This window comes from Stenotrophomonas testudinis (assembly GCF_024499815.1).
Classification (GTDB): domain Bacteria; phylum Pseudomonadota; class Gammaproteobacteria; order Xanthomonadales; family Xanthomonadaceae; genus Stenotrophomonas.
The window spans coordinates 165,552-181,155 of record NZ_JAMOKY010000006.1; the positions used below are offsets into that span (position 1 = coordinate 165,552).

The following is a 15,604-nucleotide window of genomic DNA, read 5'->3' on the forward strand; positions in this document are numbered from 1 at the left end:
CGTTACAGCCGCACCAGCAGGTTCTTGGCCAGCAGCCCATGCAGCTTGCCGATGCCGCGTGCCAGGTGCATCGTCACCAGCAGCAGCAGCGCGCCCACCACCGCCAGCACCGGGGTGAACTCCAGCGGCAGCACGTTGGTGCCATCGATGTAGATGCTAGGTGCGGTCGAGTCGAACAGCGCCGCCACCGGCGACCAGATGAAGGCCAGCGACACCGCCAGCAGGGTCACCGCGATGGTGAAGTAGACGATGCCCAGCGGCAGCATCAGCAGAAAGTACAGCAGCGTCAGCCAGGTGCGCCCATCAGTGAACATGTCGCCGATGCGCTGCAGCCAGGTGCGGCTGCGGTCGGTGTACTGCGGCCGGCGCGGCATGCGCTCGCCCAGCAGCGCTTCCACCAGCCGCCCTTCCAGCAGCGCCAGCCCGCGCACCGAACCGAAGAACAGCACCGTCAGCGGTATGCCGATGATCAGGATCATCAGGCCCAGCGACAGCGACAGCCCGGTCACCACCCAGGTGAAGAAGAAGGTACCCGTGGCCAGCGACAGCAGCATGTAGAACAGCGCGCCATAGGTGTGCGGGTCCAGCACGACGCCGAAGAAGCGCGCCATCAGCGAGCGCTGCACCGGCGCAGGGGTCGGCGCGGCCGGTGCCACGCCACTGGCCTCGGCGGCGGCGCGCAGCACCGGGCTGGTATCGGCACGCGGCGTACGCAGCGCACGGTTCACGGTCACCTCGGTCTCGCGATAGATCTCCGCCACTTCCTCCGGCGCGCCGTAGCTGCCGGCCACGTCGGCGATGACGTCGGCCTCGCTGCGGCCCGGCTGCGCGGCCAGTTCGGAGCGCAGGTACTCCTCGGCGTCGTACAGGGCGTCCTGCACCATCGCCGGATCGGCACCCTGCAGGGCCGCGCGCAGCTGTGCCAGGTACTGCGCGATCGTGGTGGGCAGGCCAGTGCCTGCCAGGTTCTGCTCGTTCATTGCGGTACCCCCTCCAACACGGAATCGACGGAATCGCGGGTGGCCTGCCAGGCCTGGCGCCACTGCGCCAGCACCTCGTGGCCACGTTCATTGATGCGGTAGTAGCGGCGCGGCGGGCCACTGCTGGACGGCTCGACATGGCTTTCCAGCAGGCCGGCGCCCTCCAGGTTGCGCAGCACCGGGTACAGCGCGCTCTGCTTGCCGCTCAGCACGCCCTCGCCCACGCGCTCCAGCTCCTTGGCGATCAGGTAGCCGTACAGCGGCTCCCCGGCCCGGGCCAACACCGCCAGCAGAGCCAGCGACACGGTTCCGGCGCTGAGCTCCTTCTGGAACTTCTTCAGGTGGACGTCGTCCTCGCTCATGACCGGCCCTCCACTATGTTGGAGTCAACAGTAGTGTGAAGTGCGCTATAGCGAATGTGTCGTTAGTCACCGTGCAGGTTGGCGTGGGCGAGCCTGTCGCGCAGAATCGGAAGCTCGTTCATGTTCCGGGGTTTCCATGTCGCACCATCGTCGCCTTGCCCTGACCACCCTTGCCCTCGCCTGCCTGCTGCCGGCCCTGGCCAGCGCCGCCACGCCCTACCGCAGCCCGCAGCAGATCCTCGATGCATCGGCCGCAGGCGACTGGCGCACCCCGGACCCGGCCAACCTGCTGTACATGGATCTGCCGGCCGGACGGGTGATCATCGAGCTGGCGCCGCAGTTCGCCCCGCGCCATGTCGCCAACATCCAGACCTTCGCCCATGAGCACTTCTGGGACGGCACCAGCATCTACCGTTCGCAGGACAACTTCGTGGTGCAGTTCGGCGATGCCGACGCTGATGACGCGGCCAAGGCCAAACCGTTCGGCAGTGCCGCGCGCAAGCTGCCGGCCGAATTCGAACGTGCCAGCGCCGGCCTGAAGGTGAGCGTGCTGCCCGACCGCGATGGCTGGGCCGCGCAGACCGGGTTCGTCGATGGCTTCCCGGTGGGCCAGGACCCGCAGGCCGGCAAGGCCTGGCTGGCGCACTGCTACGGCATGCTCGGTGCCGGCCGCAGCAACGAGGAAGACAGCAGCATCGGCGCCGAACTGTACGTGGTGACCGGGCAGTCACCGCGCCAGCTGGACCGCAACATCACCGTGGTTGGCCGCGTGCTGAAGGGCATGGAGCTGCTCAGCGCGATTCCGCGCGGGCCGGCGCCGATGGGCTTCTATGAAGACCCGAAGCTGCGCACGCCGATCGTCTCGATCCGCCGCGCCAGCGACGTGCCGGAGGCCGAGCGCACGCCGATCCAGGTGCTGCGCACCGATTCGAAGACCTTCGCCGATACGGTGGAAGCGCGGCGCAACCGCGTGGATGACTTCTACAAGCGCCCGGCCGGGCATATCGACCTGTGCAATGTTCCGGTGCCGGTGCGGTAGCACATCGACTTTTCTCAGTTGACACGTGCTGAAGGCGATTCCTCGTTCATGGGCGTCACTTTTCTTTGCCCGCGCAAAGAAAAGTAACCAAAAGAAACGCGCCGCCGTCGGCGAGCCGGCGCTGCGCGCCGGTTCCCTGCGCTCCTCGGCCCGTCGAGGGACGGCGCGGAACTCGCTGCGCTCAGACACCCGCGCCTCTTCGCCCTCGCCGGACCTGCGGTGCTCGGCTCGCTCCAAGGCGGACCCAGATCAAGATCCACAGCCGCGCGCGCAAGCATCGATGACGCCGCTGGGCAGCGCCCGGCACCACCCGTCTGTGGGCGCCGTCAGCCCTTCTGGCTGACGGCCACGCTGCCGAGGATCAGGCCGCCGGCAATCAGCATCTGCAGGGTCACCGGCTCGCCGAGGAACAACCACGCGAACGCCGCGCCGAACAACGGAATCAGATAGGTCACCGTCGACGCGCGCGAGGGGCCGATGCGGCCGATCAGGCGGTAGAACATCAGGAACGCCAGGCCGGTGCAGGCCACGCCCAGTGCGATCGCTGCGCCCCAGGCCTTGCCCGGGATCGCCGCCTGCGGCCAGTGGGTCACCGCCATCGGCAGCATCCACAGCGAGGCGCAGCCCAGCGTCGCTGCAGCGGCAGCGGCCGATGGCAGGCCGGTCATGTGCCGCTTCACCAGGTTCACGCCCAGCCCGTACAGCAGTGAGGCCGCAGCGCCGGCCAGCACGGCCATACCGATGCTCAGGCCCGACACCTTGGCCGTGGCCAGCACCACCACGCCGGCAAAGCCGACCAGCAGTGCACTGGCGCGACGCACGCCGATCTTCTCGCCGAAGAACAGGAAGGCGATCAGCGCAGCGAACAGCACGGTCATCGCGTTGCAGATCGCGCCGATGGCCGCCGGTGCGTGCTCGGCCGAATAGGCGAACAGCACGAAAGGCAGTGCCGAGTTGATCAGGCCGATCGGGGCCAGCCACAGCCAGCGGCGCGACGGGAACTGGGCGCGGGCGCGCCACAGGAACGGCATCAGCACCAGCGCGCCCAGCACCAGACGGACTTCGACCAGCGCGAACGGGCCGAACGAAGGCACGGCCACGCGCATGAACAGGAACGAGCAGCCCCAGATCGCGCCCAGCAGGGTCAATTCCAAGGGGGTGCGCCAATCGCGTTCTGCCACCTGCGGTACCGCGTTCATGCCCTGCCTCCGTCCTGCGCCTGCGCTGTGTCTGGGCCAACAGGATCATCCGCAGACGCCTGCCGCACAAGCGCGTAGTATCGCTGCCAGCCACAAATATGGTTTGAGGCTCGACATGCAGCTACGCCCTTCCCTGCTCCCTGCGCTGGCCGTGTTCGCGGTGGCCGCGCGCCACCAGAGCTTCGCCCAGGCCGCGCTGGAGCTGCACCTGACCGCCAGCGCGGTCAGCCACCACGTGCGCCGCCTGGAGGAGGTGCTGGAGGTGCGCCTGTTCCTGCGCCACGCCCGCGGCGTGCGCCTGACCGCGGAGGGCCGTCAGCTGGCCGACGCCGCCAGCGCTGCGTTCACCGATGTCGCCGCCGTGGCCCACCACCTGCAGCCGGATGCGGACAGCGTGCCGCTGCGGATCGCCACGCTGCGCTCGCTGTCCTACTGCTGGCTGCTGCCACGCCTGCCGCGCTTCACCCAGGCCCATCCGCACATCCGCATCGAACTGCACACCGGTAGCGGCCTGGACCGCTACGACGAGAACGGGCCGGAGGTCGGCATCCGCTACGGCCTGGGCCAGTGGCCCGGCCTGCATGCGCAGCACCTGATGGACGACAGCCTGTTCCCGGTGGCCTCGCCGGCCCTGCCCGGCGTGGAGGCGCTGCAGGACCCGGCGCGGATCGCCGAGCTGCCGCTGCTGACCGACCTTTCACCACAGGGCTGGCGTGACTGGTTCCGCCATGCCGGCGTGCGACCGCCCTCACCCTTGCCGCCCATGCACACGTTCGCCGACAGCACCGATGCGATGCGCGCGGCGGTGTACGGCATGGGCGCGGTGCTGGCGCGCACGCATGTGGCCCAGCCCTACCTGCAGCGCTATGAAGTAGTGCGTCTGCCTGGCCCGGCACTGAAGGCGCGCTATGCCTACTACGTGGTGCATGCCGAGGCGCAGCCGCCCAGCCCGGCCGCGCGATTGTTCATCGACTGGCTGCTGCCCCAGGCGCAGGACGAACGCACGCCCATCCCCGCTCTGCCCGACAGCCTGCTCGGCCGCCCGCCCACGACCGGCTGACTGCACCGTCACCCGGTCTTTGCCCGCCGCTGGCTAGGCTGCACGCAACCCCACACCGTGTACCTGCCATGGCAATGCTGCGACTGCGCATCACCGGAACCGAAGACGACGCCCGCGCCATCAGCGATCTGCTGCTGGGCCTGGAAGGCATCGAACACGTCGAGGAAACCGACGACCTGATGCCGCACATGGATGACGACGATTCCAGTTCGGCCGGGCTGTCCGATGACATCGGCCCGGGCATCCACGAACTGGAAGTGGAAGTCGGCAACGAAAGCACCGCGCAGAAGGTGCGCGATGCGGTGCAGGAGCTGGCGTTGGAGCTGGATGTGTTCGTCGAGTACGAGACCGACGAAGGCTGAGGGTTCGCCGGGCATGGCCCGGCGTTACCACTGCACTGAGATTCGCCGGGCATGGCCCGGCGTTACCCCCCTGCGTTCGATCACGCCTTGCGACGGCGCCTGCGCAGCCATGCGCGGATGCCCCAGCCGGCCAGCAGCGCCACGATGGCGACCGGCAGCAGGGCCGCCGCCGCGCGGATCAGGAACGCGATGCTGGTGCTGAGGATGCTGCCCGATTCACTCAGCGCTTCACCGATCTCACTGCGGCTGCGCTGGCCCGAAGTCGTATCGAAGTGCAGCGTCACCAGCTGGGTATCGATGCGACGCCGCTGCTGCGCGGCATCCTTGTTGGCCTGCTCCACGCCCGCCTCGATCTCCGACAGGCGCGTGGTGATCGCCATCAGTTCCTCGATCTTCAGATCCTTGCGCTCCTGGTAGGACAGCAAGCGGGCGTGTTCTTTTTCCAACCGGGCCTTGGTCAGCGCGGTGTCGGCCACCTGCTGGGCCAGATCCTCGGCGCGGGTAGTGCGCGCCTGTACCTGCCCGCCTTCACCGGCCAGGCCGATCAACGGCTCCACGCCCTTCGGCGCGATGCGCACCTTGACCTCGCCACTGGGGCGCTCGCCGCTGCGCTGGTCGACTTCCAGCACCGCACAATCACCGAACTTCGCACCTTGGCAGGCCTGGGTGACCTGCTGGATGCGCGATGCGATCTGCGTAGCTTCCAGCTGCACCTGCACATCGTGCTCGTAAGCGAGGAACGCGCCGTCCGGTGAGGCCACCGCCTCGGCCGCGGCGCCGCCAGCGGAGGCGGCGTGGTCGCCCTGCGCAGCGCAGCCCGCCAGCGCTGCTGCCAGTACAAGCGCAACCAGCCCGCCTGGCTTGATGAAAAGGCTTCTTCCTTGAATCTGCATGGGGTTGCCCTCCGGGGCGTTGGGAGTCCTGCCAGCGCCCATGGTAAGCCTATGGCAGGGGGACAAAGCGCCCCGCGGGGCCTATGCTCGGGGATTGATCCCAGTACAGGAACGCCGATGCGCCCGCATCTCCTTGCCCTTGCCCTGGTCGCCGCTCTGGCCGGTTGCCAGCCGGCCGACGCCCCGACCAACGGTTCCACCCCGGCCGCCAGCCAGCAGGCCGGCGACGCGGCGGTCGACACCGCCTTCGCCGACCTGTCCAAGCGTGCGCTGGACACGTGGATGCAGCTGTCCCCGGTCAGCGCCACGCAGATCGGCGACCACCGCCATGACAGCGAGATCGACGACCTGAGCGCGGCCGGCCAGCAGAAGACCGTGGCGGCCTACAAAGGCCTGCTCGCCGAACTGGACAAGATCGACGTGGCCAAGCTCGGCCGCGAGAACCAGGTCGATGCGGCGATCCTGCGCAACCAGCTGCAGTCGGAAATCTGGAACAGCGAAGTGCTGCAGTCCGGCAAGTGGGACCCGCAGGTCTACAACGGCCTGGCCGGCAGTGCCCTGTACGGCCTGATGGCGCGCGAATTCGCACCGCTGCCCGACCGCCTGAAGTCGGCCACCGCGCGCATGGAAAAGCTGCCGGCGATCTTCGCCCAGGCCCGTGAGAACCTGGACCCGGCACGCGTGCCGAAGATCCATGCCGAGACGGTGGCCAAGCAGAACAAGGGCATCCTCAGCATCGTCGATACCTTCATCACCCCGCACATCGGCGAACTGCCGCAGGCCGACCAGCAGCGCCTGCAGGCCGCCATCGACGGCCTGAAGAAGGCCGTGGACGAGCAGCAGACCTGGCTGGACAAGACCCTGGTACCGAACGCCAAGGGTGACTTCCGCATCGGTGCAGAAAAATACGACCAGAAGCTGAAGTTCGCGCTGAACTCCTCCCTGTCGCGCCAGGAGATCGGTGAGCGTGCGCGCGCCGAACTCAAGCGCGTGCGCGAGGATATGTATGGCATCGCGCAGACCGTGCTGAAGGACAAGCCGGGCGCGCCGGAGATGCCGGCGCAGCCGACCGACGAGCAGCAGCAGAAGGCCATCGAAGCCGCGCTGGAACTGGCCTACGCCGACAAGCCGGCGCGCGACAAGGTGGTCGACGATGCCAAGGCGGCACTGGAGCAGTCCACCGCGTTCGTGCGCGAACACGACCTGATGACCCTGCCCGATGCGCCGGTCGACATCATCCTGATGCCGGAATTCCAGCGTGGCGTGGCCGTGGCCTACTGCGATTCGCCGGGCCCGCTGGACAAGAACCTGAAGACCTTCTACGCCGTCTCGCCGATTCCGGACGACTGGAACGACAAGCAGGTTGACTCGTTCCTGCGTGAGTACAACTCGCGCATGATCCACCTGCTGAGCATCCACGAAGGCACCCCGGGCCATTACCTGGAAGGCTGGCACTCGGCAAAGTTCCCCTCGACCCTGCGTGCGGTGCTGCGATCGGGCCTGTTTGCCGAAGGCTGGGCGGTCTACACCGAGCGCATGATGCAGGAGCAGGGTTACCTCAACAACGACCCGCTGTTCCACCTGGTGCAGCTGAAGTTCTACCTGCGCACAATCTCCAACGCGATCCTCGACCAGGGCGTGCACGTGGACAACTGGGATCGCGAGAAGGCGATGCACCTGATGACCCACGACGCGTTCCAGCAGGAAAGCGAAGCCTCGGGCAAGTGGGTGCGCGCGCAGCTGACCTCGGCACAGCTGCCGACCTACTTCGTCGGTGCGCAGGAACACTTCGACACCCGCAAGGCGATGCAGGACAAGCTGGGCGACACGTTCAACCTGAAGGCCTACCACGACCAGATGCTGTCCTACGGCGCACCGCCGGTGCGGTTCGCACGCCAGCTGATGCTGGACCAGCCGATCGAGTGATTGGTTGGGTGTGAGATGGAAACGGAACGGCCCGGGGAGACCCGGGCCGTTTTTTGTTCGGCGTTCGGGATGGGGTTCATCCACGTATGGCGTGCATGGCATTCACTTCACCGCGCGATGCAGCAGGCGCTCGAACTGCACGTCACTGCATCCGTCCTGCCCGCATCCCGGCAGGGCCAACTCCACCCGCCCCGGCGGCCGTGCATCAGTCAAGGGAACCGCGTCACGCAACTGCGTGCGGGTGGGATAGACATACACCAGCCGGTAACGCGCTTCGCCGCTTTGCCCGCGCCAGCGCTCGAACTGCAGCAGGCCGCCGATCGGCGTCTTTTCCAGCTGGCCCGGCAGCGTGTAATCAGAGACCCCCATCGCCGCCAGCACGGCGCCGATGTTGGAATCGTGGCCCACCAGCAGGCTCACCTTCGGCGACTGCGGATCGGCAAACGCGGCACCGATGTGCGACAGCAGCGGCGCCGCCACATCGCGCGCCACCTCCGGCGTGCCGAACAGGATGTCCTGGTAAGCATTGCGCACCCGCGCCAGTGCCTGCCATTGCGTATCGTCGTGCAACCTGCCCCAACCGGCCGCAGTACCCATCGCGTTCTGGTAGTCCTCCATCAGCAGCGCATCGACCATGCCATTGGCCAGCGCCAGCGAACCAGACGCCCCCGGCTCCCTGCCCGCTTCCGCGCGTAACTGGCTGTCGCCCGCACGCAGCGTGCAGTGGCTGCGTCCCGTGCAGGCTGGCGAGGCCGCGTGTTCCACCACGCCCTCCACCACCTGCAGATCCGGGCCCAAACGCGCCTTTGATTCGGCCTTCTGCATGGCACGCAGGGCGCGGCGCTGGAAGCCGGCGTCGTCGCGATGGATCACCGGTTCGAACAGCGGATCCATCGTGCCCAGCGGCCGACGCTGTTCCACCGTCACGTGGCAACCGGGGAAGGCGCCGGCAATGAAGAACTGCGCGGTGGCCTGGGTGCGCTGCAGGCTGTTGGCCAGCGCATGGAAGTCACTGGCCTGCGGGCAGCCGCCGGCCGGCAGCAGCTGCTGCGTGCGCAGCCACTGGCCGAGGTAGCGGCCCATGTAGACCTCCAGCACCCCGCCCTTGGTGGTCAGCTCGCCGGCGGCAACATCCCACTTCGTCCAGGCATGCGGCGTGGCTTCGGCCAGCGTGCCCGAGGACACCAGTGGCGCGCGCAGGGTGTGGCGGCTGAGCAGGACCACCTGATCGAGCGTGTCGCCGTGAACGGGGGCTGGCGCGGCGGCCGCGGTTGAACTGACCAGGGCGAGCGCGAGCAGCAAAGGGCGTAGCGGGTGGATCATGCGGGTCTCCGGAAACACACCGGGGTCAGAGCCCTTTTCTGCGGAAAGGGATCCGACACCAAGGGATGCATGGCTGGGGTCGGATCCCTCCCGCAGGGAGGGCTCCGACCCGATCCCATCATTGGTCGGCAGCCACGAACCCACCGGTCTGCCGCGCCCACAGGCGCGCGTACAGGCCACCGGCGGCGATCAGCTCGGCATGGGTGCCGGTTTCGACGATGCGGCCCTGGTCCATCACCACCAGCCGGTCCATGCGTGCGATGGTCGACAGGCGGTGCGCGATCGCGATCACCGTCTTGCCGCCCATCAGCTCGTCCAGGCTGTCCTGGATCGCCGCTTCCACTTCCGAATCCAGCGCCGAGGTGGCTTCGTCCAGCACCAGGATCGGTGCGTCCTTCAGCAGTACGCGGGCGATGGCGATGCGCTGGCGCTGGCCACCGGACAGTTTCACGCCGCGCTCGCCGACGTGCGCGTCATAGCCACGACGCCCCTGCCCGTCCACCAGCGTGTCGATGAAGGCCTCGGCACGCGCCTTGGCCACGGCCGCACGCAGCTGCTCGTCGCTGGCATCGGGACGCCCATACAGCAGGTTGTCGCGGATCGAACGGTGCAGCAGCGAGGTGTCCTGGGTGACCACGCCGATCTGCTGGCGCAGGCTTTCCTGGGTAACGTGGGCGATGTCCTGCCCGTCGATCAGGATGCGGCCGCTTTCCAGGTCGTACAGGCGCAGCAGGATGTTGACCAGGGTCGACTTGCCTGCGCCGGACGGACCGACCAGACCGATCTTCTCGCCGGGCTTCACCACCAGGTCCAGGCCGGCGATCACCCCGCCCTTCTTGCCGTAATGGAAGTGGATGTCCTGGAAGTGCACGCCGCCGTGGGCAACCTGCAGCGGCACGGCGTCCTCGCGGTCCTGCACGGTCAGCGGCTGGGCGATGGTGGTGATGCCATCCTGCACCGTACCGATGTCCTCGAAGATGCCGTTGATGGTCCACATGATCCAGCCGGACATGTTGTGGATGCGGATGACCAGGCCGGTGGCCAGGGTGATCGCGCCCACCGTGATGTGCCCGCCATTCCACAGCCACAGCGCCAGGCCGCAGGTACCGGCGATCAGGAAGCCGTTGACGATGGCGATGGTCAGGTCCATGCCGGTGGTGATGCGGGTCTGCGCGCGGTGCTTGACCGCCAGTTCCTCGATCGACTCGGCCACGTAGGCCTGCTCGCGGCCGCCATGGGCGAACAGCTTCAGCGTCGGAATGTTGGTGTAGCCGTCGACGATGCGGCCCATCGCCTTGGAGCGCGCTTCGGAGGCGATCCAGGCACGTTCCTTCGCGCGTGGCACGAAGTACCACATGATCACCACGTAGGCGGCCATCCACAGCACCAGCGGAATCATCAACCGCCAGTCGGCCTGCGCGAACAGGTACAGCGCGGTGCCGGTGTAGACCACGATGTACCAGAGCGAATCGACCATCTGCACAGCCGATTCGCGCAGCGACGTACCGGTCTGCATCACGCGGTTGGCGACGCTGCCGGCGAAATCGTTCTGGAAGAAACTCAGGCTCTGCCGCACCACGTAGTTGTGCATCAGCCAGCGCGAGCGGTTGCTCAGGCCCGGCACGATGGCCTGGTTGACCAGCAGGTTGTGCAGGCCGACCAGGATCGGCCGCGCGATGACCGTGATGAACAGCATCCAGCCCAGCTCGTTGGCGTGGCGCTGGAAGAAGCCGGCACCGGGCTGCTCGGCGACCATGTCGACGATGCGGCCCAGGTAATCGAACATCGCCACTTCCACCAGCGCCAGCAGCAGGCCGGCGATGAGGGTGGCCAGCAGCACCGGCCACACCGGGCGCAGGTAGTGCAGGTAGAACGGCAGCACCTTCTGCGGCGGCATGCGGCCGTCCACGGGCGGGAACACCGGAATCAGGGATTCAAACCAACGAAACATCACATTCCCTCGCCAGATCAGCGCGGGGATTATCCCATGGCCGGCGTGTTCCCTGCGTTCGCCGGGCATGGCCGGGTACGCGTCCGCCTAGCATGGTGGTAGTCGCCCACCTTGGTGGGCGTCCTGCCGAATGCCGACCAAGGTCGGCGTCTACCGGGCAGTCGGGATGAACAGCAGGTCCTGGAAGTCGAAGCTGAAATCGGTCAGGTCCGAGATCGACTGCATGTGCACCTCGCGCACCTTGCCGTCCGGGTCCAGGCTGAAGTTCACGAACGCATCGGCGTTGAGCGAGCGGTCATCCCAGCGCACGATGAAGGTGTCGTGCTGCCAGTGCTCCAGGCGGCCGGTCAGCTGCGCGGTCTTGGCAAAGCGCAGGCGCAGGCCCTTGCCTTCGGCCGACACCACCATGTCGCCATACCAGCGGTCGCGGTAGGTGGCGGCATAGGCGGCCAGCGGCAGCGACGGCGTGCTGCCCCTGGCACGCTCGGCCTGGTGCTTGGCCCAGGCTTCATCGGCCTTGTCCTGGCCCTTGGCCACGCCCTTGGCGTAGGCATCGACCCAGTCATGCTTCTCGCCGCCCAGGTAGGCATCGAGCACGCTCAGGGTGATGGCGTTGAATGCCGCACCCGATTCCTGGTTGGTCAGCACCACCACGCCCAGCTTCTGCCCCGGCACCAGGGTCAGGCGCGAGACCATGCCCGGCCAACCGCCGGTATGCCAGACCAGCTTCTGCCCGCGGTAGTCGCTGAGGCTCCAGCCCTCGCCATACCCGGCGAAGTTGGCGCGTGCCGGCTCCAGCTCGGGCACGCTCGGCGCGGCGATGGCCTGCGGCGTGATCATCTGCCACATCTCTTTCTGGGTCTTGGCACTGAACAGCGGCGTGCCATCGGCCAGCGCGCCCTCGGCCAGCTGCACCTGCATCCAGCGCGCCATGTCATGCGCGCTGGAATAGATGCCACCAGCACCAGCGTTGTTCGACCAGGTCAGCGGCGCAACGGTGCGCAGGTCCTTGAAATCGTACTTGGCGTGGCCGATCGCCGCGTTGTCGCCCGCCTGCAGGTGGTCGGCGTTGTAGCGCGTGCCGGCCATGCCCACCTTGTCGAAAATGCGCGTCTGCAGGAACTGCTGGTAGCTCATGCCCGACACTTTCTCGATCACCTGCTGGGCGACCGCATAGAGGATGTTGTCGTAGGCATAGCGCTCGCGGAAACCGCCCTTCAGCGGCACCTGGCCCAGCCGCTGCACCACCTCGGCATTGCTGTAGGAGGTGGTCGGCCAGAACAGCAGGTCGCCTGCGCCCAGGCTGAGGCCACTGCGGTGCGAGAGCAGGTCGCGCAGGGTCATCTGCCCGGTCACGAACGGATCGGACATGCGGAACGACGGCAGGTGGTCGATCACCTTGTCGTCCATCTTCAACTTGCCGTCCTCGGCCAGCAGGTTCAGCGAGGTGGCGGTGAAGGCCTTGGTGTTGGAGGCGATGGCGAACAGGGTATCGGCCTGTACCGGCGCCGGCTTGCCCAGCTCACGCACGCCCCAGCCGCGTTCCAGCACGACCTTGCCATCCTTGACCACGGCCACGGACACGCCGGGCACGTCGAACTGCGCGCGCACGCGCTCGACGGTCGCATCCAGGTCCTGCAGCTGCGCCGGGGTCGGCGCGGTCTCGGCCGCATTTGCCATCGTTGCGCAGGCCAGCAGCACGGCGCCTCCAATCCAGTTGTTCATCCAGCACCATCTCCGAACAGGGGTTGCGGCCATGTGCAGGCCGTCACCGGGGTTTCGCGCGATGGTAACGGCCGCCGGCCGATCCTGCCCCGTGCCATAGGAGGGGTGTCATGGTCCACAGTGATCCATCCAGCACCGGTTCCACCATCATTCCTTGCCTGCGCTACCGCGACGCACGGGCCGCCCTCGACTGGCGGCAGCGCGCGCCAGCCAGGTACGCTGCCTGGCTCGCGGACCACGGCCAGTGACGCCCGCCGCGATCCGCTGCGGCATCGGCGGCTGGGTGTTCCCCGAGTGGCGCGGCGGCAAGTTCTACCCCGAAGGCCTGCCGCAGCGCGAGGAGTTGGCGCACGCCAGCCACGCGTTGCGCTGCATCGAGATCAACGGCACCTTCTACCGTACGCCCACCGAAGCGCAGTGCGCGCAGTGGGCGGCACAGACGCCGGATGGATTCCGATTCTCGATGAAGGCGCCGCGCTATCTCGTGCAGCGCCGCGACCTGTCCTCCATCGTCGACGCGGCTGCGCCGTTCCTGCAGGCCGCGCTGGCGCTGGCTGATCGGCTGGGTCCGCTGCTGTGGCAGTTCGACCCGAAGCACCCGGCCGATGCAGTGGCACTGGAAGCGCTGATGGCCGCGCTGCCGAAGACGCTGCAGGGCGTGCCGCTGCAGCATGCGCTGGAAGTGCGCAACGCGCAGGTGCATGGCCCCGACCTTGTCACCGCCGCGCGCCGGCATGGCGTGGCCCTGGTGATCGAGGACAGTGACGAGGCCCCGCTGCACGGCGACGTCAGCGCCGGCTTCGTTTACGCGCGGATCAAGCGCAGCCAAGCGCGCCTGCGCGAAGGGCTGCCGCGTCCGCAGCAACAGCGCTGGGCGGAGCGTGCGCGGCGCTGGTCACGCGGCGAACCCGTGGACGACCTGCCCTGCCTCGCCGAACCGGCGGTGCCGCAGCCGCGCGAGGTCTACCTGCTGTGCATCGGCGCGGGCAAGGCACGCAATCCCGCCGCGGCGATGGCCCTGCAGCGGCTCAGCGACGGCGCCAGCGATCCAGCGCCCACAACAGCGTCCAGCCAAGCACGAACACGCCGGCCACGCGCAGCACGTTGAGCGCGAACGCGGCAGGGCCGATCCGCTGCCATTCCAGGAAGGGATACGGGGCCTGCCCGATCAGCGCGGCCACCAGCATCGCCCAGCCCAGGTAAGCCACCGGCACCAGCAGCACCCTGCACAGCGCGCGCCAGCGCAGGCCCCCGTGCGGCAACAGCAGCAGCCAGCCGCACAGGTACAGCAGCGGCACGGCGTAGTGCAGGCCCATGTCGACCCACCACTGCAGGCCGGTGGGCCGCCACAGCCCCTGCAGGGCTACCGCATAGACCAGGCCGGTCACGCCGATGCACAGCGCCAGCAGCGCCGCCAGGGTCGCCCGCAGCGTTCGCCCCGATGCCAGGCGCAGGCAGCCCAGGCACACGGCCAGGTTGCTGAGAATGGTGAAGTAGCCCAAGAACCGCAGCGTCGCCGCGGCGATGCCCACGCTGCCGCCGGGGCCGTTGACCAGCAACAGGTACTGCAGCAGCAGTGAGGTGGCAGCGACCAGCGCGGTCAGCGCGGCCCAACCCCGCAGCAAACGGTCGGCAGGCATGGCTCGGACTCCGTGGACGGGATGCAGCAGGCGGCCCACACCATCGCCGGCCGCCCCGTGCTTGCCGCACAATACACGGATGACGACCCCCGACACCCGCAAAGCGCTCTGGCAGATTCATTTCTGTGTCCTGTTGTGGGGTGTCACCGCCATCCTCGGCAAGCTGATCACCCTGCCCGCCCTGCCGCTGGTGTGGTGGCGCATGCTGCTGGTGGTGGCAATGCTGGCCCTGCTGCCCCGGGTCTGGCGGGGGCTGCGCACCCTGCCCCTGCGGCTGGTGGCCGGTTATGCCGGCATCGGTGCGCTGGTCGCCCTGCACTGGCTGACCTTCTATGGCGCGGTGAAGCTGGCCAATGCCTCGGTGGCCGCCACCTGCATCGCGCTGGCGCCGGTGTTCACCTCCATCATCGAACCCTGGGTGGCCAAGCGCCCGTTCCAGCTGCGCGAACTCGCCTTCGGCCTGGCGGTGCTGCCGGGCGTGGCCCTGGTGGTCGGCGGCGTGCCCGATGGCATGCGCCTGGGCGTGCTGGTCGGTGCACTGTCGGCGCTGCTGGTGGCGGTGTTCGGCTCGCTCAACAAGCGCATGGTCAGCCATGCCGACCCGCTGACGGTGACCGCGCTGGAACTGGGTGCCGGCACCCTCACCCTGACTCTGCTGGCACCGGTGCTGCCGTACCTGCTGCCGGCACTGGCCAGCCCGCTGTGGGTGGTGCCCAACCTGCATGACGGCATCCTGCTGCTGGTGCTGTCGGGGGTCTGCACGCTGCTGCCGTTTGCCCTGGCCCTGGTCGCCCTGCGTCATCTCAGCGCCTACACCGTGCAGCTGGTGACCAACCTGGAGCCGGTCTATGCCGTGCTGCTGGCGGTGGTGCTGCTGCGCGAACAGCATGAAGTGACGCCGTGGTTCTACCTGGGCGTGGCGATCATCGTCGGTGCGGTGTTCCTGCACCCGCTGCTGAACCGTCGCAAGCGGGTGCAGCACCCGGAGATCCTGGGCACGGCCGAGGCGCGCAACATCGCCGAGTGAGGCGGAGGTTCTGTAGAGGCGCGGCCCCCCCCCCGGGCGCCGGTGTTTTATGTCGGTGGGGGCGGGGGGGGCGGGCGGGGCCCCGGCCGGCCGGGCGCGGGGGCGGCGGCCGGCGCG

14 protein-coding genes are annotated in these 15,604 nt (G+C 68.2%); 6 read left to right on the forward strand and 8 right to left on the reverse strand.

The features are described from left to right. Positions 1-2 precede the first annotated feature (2 nt). Together NQ204_RS06305 and NQ204_RS06310 are read right to left on the reverse strand one after the other, a co-directional pair. A complete protein-coding gene (locus tag NQ204_RS06305) occupies positions 3-980 on the reverse strand; it encodes a sensor domain-containing protein (protein ID WP_116864360.1) in 978 nt (325 codons plus the stop codon). Beyond that, positions 977-1,342, reverse strand: a complete 366-nt coding sequence (locus NQ204_RS06310) for a PadR family transcriptional regulator (RefSeq protein WP_116864361.1) — start codon at positions 1,340-1,342, stop codon at positions 977-979. The genes NQ204_RS06305 and NQ204_RS06310 overlap by 4 nt, the downstream gene beginning before the upstream one ends. Positions 1,343-1,478: 136 nt before the next feature. Between NQ204_RS06310 and NQ204_RS06315 the strand changes: the two genes are divergently transcribed. Next, positions 1,479-2,381, forward strand: a complete 903-nt coding sequence (locus tag NQ204_RS06315) for a peptidylprolyl isomerase (RefSeq protein ID WP_256643364.1) — start codon at positions 1,479-1,481, stop codon at positions 2,379-2,381. 326 nt (positions 2,382-2,707) lie between these two features. Here the strand turns inward: NQ204_RS06315 and NQ204_RS06320 are convergent, their stop codons facing one another. Beyond that, the gene (locus tag NQ204_RS06320; protein ID WP_256643365.1) at positions 2,708-3,580 is read right to left on the reverse strand and encodes a DMT family transporter; all 873 of its coding nucleotides are present in this window, start codon (positions 3,578-3,580) and stop codon (positions 2,708-2,710) included. Between the two features lie 115 nt (positions 3,581-3,695). Here NQ204_RS06320 and NQ204_RS06325 point away from each other — a divergent pair, with 115 nt between their 5' ends. Together NQ204_RS06325 and NQ204_RS06330 are read left to right on the forward strand one after the other, a co-directional pair. Then, on the forward strand, positions 3,696-4,640 hold the full coding sequence (locus NQ204_RS06325) for a LysR substrate-binding domain-containing protein (protein WP_256643366.1): 945 nt from the start codon (positions 3,696-3,698) through the stop codon (positions 4,638-4,640). Between the two features lie 68 nt (positions 4,641-4,708). Beyond that, positions 4,709-5,002, forward strand: coding sequence for a hypothetical protein (locus tag NQ204_RS06330; protein WP_005408721.1), 294 nt, complete (start codon positions 4,709-4,711; stop codon positions 5,000-5,002). An 80-nt stretch (positions 5,003-5,082) separates the two neighbouring features. Here the strand turns inward: NQ204_RS06330 and NQ204_RS06335 are convergent, their stop codons facing one another. Then, positions 5,083-5,895 (reverse strand): DUF4349 domain-containing protein, encoded by an 813-nt coding sequence (locus NQ204_RS06335; protein WP_256643367.1) that lies wholly within the window; start codon positions 5,893-5,895, stop codon positions 5,083-5,085. 117 nt (positions 5,896-6,012) lie between these two features. Here NQ204_RS06335 and NQ204_RS06340 point away from each other — a divergent pair, with 117 nt between their 5' ends. Then, the gene (locus NQ204_RS06340; RefSeq protein WP_116864366.1) at positions 6,013-7,821 is read left to right on the forward strand and encodes a DUF885 domain-containing protein; all 1,809 of its coding nucleotides are present in this window, start codon (positions 6,013-6,015) and stop codon (positions 7,819-7,821) included. 102 nt (positions 7,822-7,923) lie between these two features. Here NQ204_RS06340 and agp read toward each other — a convergent pair whose 3' ends face one another. The 3 genes from agp to NQ204_RS06355 all read right to left on the reverse strand — a co-directional run bounded on the left by agp (position 7,924) and on the right by NQ204_RS06355 (position 12,820). Next, complete coding sequence (agp, locus tag NQ204_RS06345) at positions 7,924-9,144, reverse strand: bifunctional glucose-1-phosphatase/inositol phosphatase (protein ID WP_256643368.1); 1,221 nt, start codon at positions 9,142-9,144, stop codon at positions 7,924-7,926. 118 nt (positions 9,145-9,262) lie between these two features. Continuing rightward, the gene (gene smrA, locus NQ204_RS06350; RefSeq protein ID WP_116864368.1) at positions 9,263-11,095 is read right to left on the reverse strand and encodes a multidrug efflux ABC transporter SmrA; all 1,833 of its coding nucleotides are present in this window, start codon (positions 11,093-11,095) and stop codon (positions 9,263-9,265) included. Between the two features lie 150 nt (positions 11,096-11,245). After that, positions 11,246-12,820 (reverse strand): serine hydrolase, encoded by a 1,575-nt coding sequence (locus tag NQ204_RS06355; RefSeq protein ID WP_256643369.1) that lies wholly within the window; start codon positions 12,818-12,820, stop codon positions 11,246-11,248. A 244-nt stretch (positions 12,821-13,064) separates the two neighbouring features. Between NQ204_RS06355 and NQ204_RS06360 the strand changes: the two genes are divergently transcribed. After that, a complete protein-coding gene (locus NQ204_RS06360) occupies positions 13,065-13,928 on the forward strand; it encodes a DUF72 domain-containing protein (protein WP_256643370.1) in 864 nt (287 codons plus the stop codon). Here the strand turns inward: NQ204_RS06360 and NQ204_RS06365 are convergent. Then, positions 13,849-14,460, reverse strand: a complete 612-nt coding sequence (locus NQ204_RS06365; protein ID WP_116864372.1) for a Pr6Pr family membrane protein — start codon at positions 14,458-14,460, stop codon at positions 13,849-13,851. The genes NQ204_RS06360 and NQ204_RS06365 overlap by 80 nt on opposite strands. Before the next feature lie 79 nt (positions 14,461-14,539). On the opposite strand from NQ204_RS06365, the gene NQ204_RS06370 reads away from it, so the two are divergent. Beyond that, on the forward strand, positions 14,540-15,487 hold the full coding sequence (locus tag NQ204_RS06370) for a DMT family transporter (RefSeq protein ID WP_256643371.1): 948 nt from the start codon (positions 14,540-14,542) through the stop codon (positions 15,485-15,487). The last annotated feature ends 117 nt before the right edge of the window (positions 15,488-15,604 follow it).

What these genes read in the sequence shown, in the direction of transcription:
- NQ204_RS06305 (WP_116864360.1), bottom strand. Translation starts at nt 980, where the DNA reads ATGAACGAGCAGAACCTGGCAGGCACTGGCCTGCCCACCACGATCGCG.
- NQ204_RS06310 (WP_116864361.1), bottom strand. Translation starts at nt 1,342, where the DNA reads ATGAGCGAGGACGACGTCCACCTGAAGAAGTTCCAGAAGGAGCTCAGC.
- NQ204_RS06315 (WP_256643364.1), top strand. Translation starts at nt 1,479, where the DNA reads ATGTCGCACCATCGTCGCCTTGCCCTGACCACCCTTGCCCTCGCCTGC.
- NQ204_RS06320 (WP_256643365.1), bottom strand. Translation starts at nt 3,580, where the DNA reads ATGAACGCGGTACCGCAGGTGGCAGAACGCGATTGGCGCACCCCCTTG.
- NQ204_RS06325 (WP_256643366.1), top strand. Translation starts at nt 3,696, where the DNA reads ATGCAGCTACGCCCTTCCCTGCTCCCTGCGCTGGCCGTGTTCGCGGTG.
- NQ204_RS06330 (WP_005408721.1), top strand. Translation starts at nt 4,709, where the DNA reads ATGGCAATGCTGCGACTGCGCATCACCGGAACCGAAGACGACGCCCGC.
- NQ204_RS06335 (WP_256643367.1), bottom strand. Translation starts at nt 5,895, where the DNA reads ATGCAGATTCAAGGAAGAAGCCTTTTCATCAAGCCAGGCGGGCTGGTT.
- NQ204_RS06340 (WP_116864366.1), top strand. Translation starts at nt 6,013, where the DNA reads ATGCGCCCGCATCTCCTTGCCCTTGCCCTGGTCGCCGCTCTGGCCGGT.
- agp (WP_256643368.1), bottom strand. Translation starts at nt 9,144, where the DNA reads ATGATCCACCCGCTACGCCCTTTGCTGCTCGCGCTCGCCCTGGTCAGT.
- smrA (WP_116864368.1), bottom strand. Translation starts at nt 11,095, where the DNA reads ATGTTTCGTTGGTTTGAATCCCTGATTCCGGTGTTCCCGCCCGTGGAC.
- NQ204_RS06355 (WP_256643369.1), bottom strand. Translation starts at nt 12,820, where the DNA reads ATGAACAACTGGATTGGAGGCGCCGTGCTGCTGGCCTGCGCAACGATG.
- NQ204_RS06365 (WP_116864372.1), bottom strand. Translation starts at nt 14,460, where the DNA reads ATGCCTGCCGACCGTTTGCTGCGGGGTTGGGCCGCGCTGACCGCGCTG.
- NQ204_RS06370 (WP_256643371.1), top strand. Translation starts at nt 14,540, where the DNA reads ATGACGACCCCCGACACCCGCAAAGCGCTCTGGCAGATTCATTTCTGT.